The following is a 4237-nucleotide window of genomic DNA, read 5'->3' as shown; positions in this document are numbered from 1 at the left end:
GATTCCGACCACCCCCCTGCACCCCCTGAGGGGACGAGTCCGGCTCGGGAGCCGGCGGCGGTACCGGTGGATCTCGCGGCGCTGGCCGAGCGGGTCCGGGCGGTGACGCCGGCGCGGGTGTTCGTCGGCCGGACCGGAACCTCCTACCGGACGGCGAACCTGCTGGCGCTGCGGGCCGACCACGCCGCCGCCCGCGACGCCGTCGACGCCGAACTGAACCTCACCGGCCCCGCGCTGGCCGCGACGACCGAGCGATTCGACCTGTTCGCCGTCCACTCGGCCGCCGCCGACCGGGCCGAGTACCTGCGCCGGCCGGACCTGGGCCGGCGGCTGTCCGACGAGGGCCGCGCCCAGGTCGCCGCCCGCTGCCCGCCCGGCGCGGACCTGCAGGTCGTGCTCGGCGACGGCCTGTCCGCGGCGGCGGTCGACGCCCAGGTCCCGGCGCTGCTGCCCGCGTTGCTCACCGCGGCGGCCGAGGCCGGCTGGTCGATCGGCCAGCCGTTCGCCGTGCGCCAGTGCCGCGTCGGCATCATGAACGAAATCGGCGACCTCCTGCACCCCACGGTGATCGTCCTGCTGATCGGCGAACGCCCCGGCCTCGCCACCGCCGAGAGCCTCTCCGCCTACCTGGCCCACCGCCCCCGCTCGGGCCAGACCGACGCCGACCGCAACCTGCTCTCCAACATCCACCGCCGCGGCCTCGCCCCCGCCCAGGCCGTCGCCCGCATCACCGGCCTGGCCCAGGCAATGCGCACCGCAGGCACCGGCGGCGTCTCGGTCAAGGAACCGGCCGCGCCCCGCGCCCTCCCCGCCGGCCCACCGCCCGAAAGTCTCGATGGCCAGCGGCCGCCCCGGACAACTGCTGGAGGTTAGTCGCGGTTGATACGTGCGGAGACGCATTCAACCTCCAGCAACTGGCGCGCGCTCTCGGGGCGATGTGCTTCGCTCCGAGAGCGGCGCTGATTAGCGCATATCGGGAGATTCGACCACGACAGCGGCGGTCCTCGACTTTCTGGAGTCCGACATAGGTCAAAATACCCAGATTCTACAGTTCTATCGAGAGAACTGGGAAAAGTTGAAGGTCGGCGAGATCGAGTCGCTGTCAGGGAACGGGACCGTGCAGGAGATCGTGGGGGATCGGGTGTTGTTGGAGTCGTTGTACGAGCAGTGGGAGTCGGTGTACTTCACGATCGCGGAGTTCGAGGAGTTGCTGGACGACTGTGCGGCGTTCCTTGACTCCCGGAGCCGGCCCGGCGCCGCGGGGTGAGGGTTCCGCGGAACCGTCAGCGAGGTAGGCCGACGAGCTCGTCGAAGCGGATGTGGCGGAGCTGCACGCCGAGCCGGCGGACCCGGCGGCGGGCCGGGCCGGCGGGATCGGGGGCGAACGCCAGGCCGGCGTCGGCGGCGATGTCCGCGGCGACGGCCTCGACCAGCGCGGCCAGCAACCCGGGATCCAGCGCCGTCATCGGCACGATGACCGGGCCGTCGCCGGCATCGAGCACAGTACAGAGCATGTTGGCGATGCCGTCCCGCCACAGGGGCATGTCGCGAAAATCGCCGCGCAGTGACGCGGGCAGCATTCGGCGCAGCGCGAAACCGAGGTGCTCAGGGTCGCAGACAAAGGAGCCGGCCAGACCGCGGTGCAGTTCGTAGGCAACCTGCGTCTTACCGATGCCATTGGGTCCGTTGAGCCAGATCAGCACCCGAGAAATAATATTCAGTGTCAAGCCGGACCGAAGCCGGACCAACGCGGCGTCGCCGAACGCCACGCATCAAGTGTCCGCCTCAGCCGCGCCGGTCGCGGCCGGCCCTGCACTTCCGGCCTGTGTTCCGGGAACCTTCGTCACCGCGGCCTCGCGAGCCGGCGTCGAACCGGCCGATGGTCCACGGACCGCCGGCCGCGGCAGACGATGTGATCCCGCCGCGTCACGGAATGGCCTGACGACACCTGGCGATCTGACCAGCTCCGCTCCGACTTCAGCGCAAGGAGACACGACGTAGTGGCCACGCCCCCCAGAGAACGACAGTCCTCGATTTCGCCCTCCAGGACCGGGCCCTGCTCGACGCCGAGATCCGGGCGTTGGAGAACCTGGACCGCGGTGACTTCCGGGAGCTTCCGTCCGCGACCGCCGGCAAGTTCCAGCAACTCCAGGGCGCCGGAACGTTCACGTCCGTCCGGATTCCCGGCGCGGATCCGGACGTCCAGCTCGACGCGGGCGTGTTCGTCCCGCTCGGTGCCGGTCCGCATCCGGTCGTCATTCTGCCCGCGCCACTGGCCCCCACCGGGTAGCGCTCCTACCCCGGGCTGCTCGTGAACTTCGCGATCCGGGGCTATCTGGCCGTCGCGTACAGCGAGCGGGGCCTCGCCGACTCCACCGGGAAGATCGACGTCGCCGGGCCGCGGGACCGGGCGGACGGCTCCGCCGTCATCGACTGGATCCTGGAGAACCACGCCGACCGGGTGAACCGGGCCAGATCGCGTTCGCCGGATCGTCCTACGGCGCCGGTCAGAGCCTGATCATCGCCGCGCACGACGACCGGGTGAAGGCCGTCGCCGCGCAGAGCGCCTGGGCGGATCTCACCCGCTCGCTGTACGAGAACGGGACCCGGCACCTCGCGGCCTTCGAGGCCCTCGCGGCGCTGTTCGGCGAGGACCGCCTCTCCGACGAGACGCGGCAGATCTTCGAGGATTTCCGCGCCAACAAGAACATCAAGCACATGATTGATGTCGGCGCGATCCGGTCGCCGATCAGCTACGTCGAGCGGCTCAACGCCCGCCGGGTACCGGTCTTCCTCGGCACCTACTGGCACGAGACGATCTTCTCGGTGCCGGCCGTCGTCGAGTTCTTCAACCAGCTCACCGGGCCGCGCCGGCTGCTGGTGCAGATCGGCGACCACGGCGGCGACGAGATCCTGGGTTTCCTCGGCGGCTGGAGCCGGCCGACCGCGACGACCTTCCGCTGGCTGGACCATCACCTGCAGGGCAAGGACAACGGGATCGACCAGGACGGCAACGTCCACACCGAGTACATGCACAACCTGTTCGACCTGCGTAAGTCCAACGGCTGGCAGTCCTACGTCCAGCCGACCCGGCGGTTCTGCCTCGACCAGCCGAGGGGCGGCTCCACCGACGGCGCGCTGGCGTCCCGGCCGGCCACCGGGTGGACGACGACCATCCAGGCGGGCGTGGACACCCCCGCGCACGTCGCCGAGCAGCTCGTCCAGACCTGCGTCCTGGAGCGGCTCGGCGCCCCCGCCATCTACGACACGGCGACGATCGTGGCCCACCTGTTCGACGTCGACCCCGGCCGCGCCAAGGGAAAGATCATCACCGGCGCGCCGTACACGCTGCTCAACGACCGCGAGGGCGAGGCCCGCGCGATCGACATCCAGCTCCAGCCGGCGGACTACCGCATCGCCGCCGGCCACCAGCTCGCCCTGGTGATCGACACCAGGGACCGGCTGTTCGGCGACGCCACCGTCGACGGCAGCCAGGTCGAGTTCGCCTCCCCGAACGGGGCCGCCTCCTACCTGGAGCTCCCGCTCGCCGACCTCCCCGACGCGGAACAGCCCCCATACTCCGCTGGAAATTCGCCCGAGTAATGGACGGAACGACGACCGGGCCCGTGTGGTGGACGCCGCACGGGCCCGGTCCGTCCGAGACGATGGCGGCGATCGAACGGCGTTCGGCGGCCGGCCCGGCACCGCGGTGAGGATCAGTAGGGCGCGGACCCGCCGGCGGCTAGGCTCGGCGGCTGCGCCCGCCGCCACCCGTGCCACCGGTTCGGAGACGTCCGTCCATGAGCCCCAACATTGTCCTCGATGCCCGGTTCACCCATGCGGTCTACACCCGCGCTCAGACGGCCCGGCACGTCGGCCTCGACCCGGACGACCTGCATCGCGCCGCGATGTGGACGGTCGGCCAGGTACGAATCGGCAAGCGAATCGGCACGATGCGCAACAACCCGCCACCGATCGTCACCTCGATTCGCCGCCCCGCCCCGCCGGAACCGCGCATCCCGTTCATCGGCCTCGCCGAGGCCGTGGTGTACGCAGCCGTCCGGCAGGGGACATCGCTGCCGCAGATCCTCGCGCGCTCGGCACTGAGCATCGTTCGGAAGAGCCTGGGCGGTACACACCCCCTGGCCAGCAGGGCATTCGTCACCGATGCGCTCGCCGTGCTGCGCAACTACGCCCGGCACGAGGATGCCGCCCCGGAGATCGTCCAGGCCGTGAC

At 70.8% G+C, this 4237-nt stretch carries 7 protein-coding genes; 6 read left to right on the top strand and 1 reads right to left on the bottom strand.

Annotated elements, in window-relative coordinates:
• Both eutC and NBZ85_RS28380 read left to right on the top strand, forming a co-directional pair.
• Positions 1 to 873 (top strand): ethanolamine ammonia-lyase subunit EutC (gene eutC / locus NBZ85_RS28385; protein WP_261563032.1); only part of this gene is annotated, 873 nt, incomplete at its 5' end.
• Positions 874 to 1075: 202 nt separating this feature from the next.
• Positions 1076 to 1267: a hypothetical protein gene (locus NBZ85_RS28380; RefSeq protein WP_261558814.1), complete on the top strand. Its 192-nt coding sequence runs from the start codon at positions 1076 to 1078 to the stop codon at positions 1265 to 1267.
• A 16-nt stretch (positions 1268 to 1283) separates the two neighbouring features.
• Here the strand turns inward: NBZ85_RS28380 and NBZ85_RS28375 are convergent, their stop codons facing one another.
• A complete protein-coding gene (locus NBZ85_RS28375; protein ID WP_261558813.1) occupies positions 1284 to 1769 on the bottom strand; it encodes an AAA family ATPase in 486 nt (161 codons plus the stop codon).
• A gap of 311 nt (positions 1770 to 2080) precedes the next feature.
• On the opposite strand from NBZ85_RS28375, the gene NBZ85_RS28370 reads away from it, so the two are divergent.
• The 4 genes from NBZ85_RS28370 to NBZ85_RS28355 form a co-directional block, all read left to right on the top strand.
• Complete coding sequence (locus NBZ85_RS28370; protein WP_261558812.1) at positions 2081 to 2290, top strand: hypothetical protein; 210 nt, start codon at positions 2081 to 2083, stop codon at positions 2288 to 2290.
• 21 nt (positions 2291 to 2311) lie between these two features.
• Entirely contained in the window at positions 2312 to 2518 is a 207-nt protein-coding gene (locus NBZ85_RS28365; protein ID WP_261558811.1) for a CocE/NonD family hydrolase, read from the top strand.
• A complete protein-coding gene (locus NBZ85_RS28360) occupies positions 2434 to 3603 on the top strand; it encodes a CocE/NonD family hydrolase (RefSeq protein ID WP_308205046.1) in 1170 nt (389 codons plus the stop codon). Before NBZ85_RS28365 ends, NBZ85_RS28360 begins: the two co-directional genes overlap by 85 nt.
• Before the next feature lie 197 nt (positions 3604 to 3800).
• On the top strand, positions 3801 to 4237 hold a 437-nt coding region (locus tag NBZ85_RS28355), incomplete at its 3' end, for a hypothetical protein (RefSeq protein WP_261563030.1).

The sequence above is a fragment of the Frankia tisae genome (genome assembly GCF_025403405.1).
Taxonomy (GTDB): domain Bacteria; phylum Actinomycetota; class Actinomycetes; order Frankiales; family Frankiaceae; genus Frankia; species Frankia tisai.
Note: the sequence above shows the minus strand (reverse complement) of the source record. Positions and strands in the feature narration are given on the sequence as shown.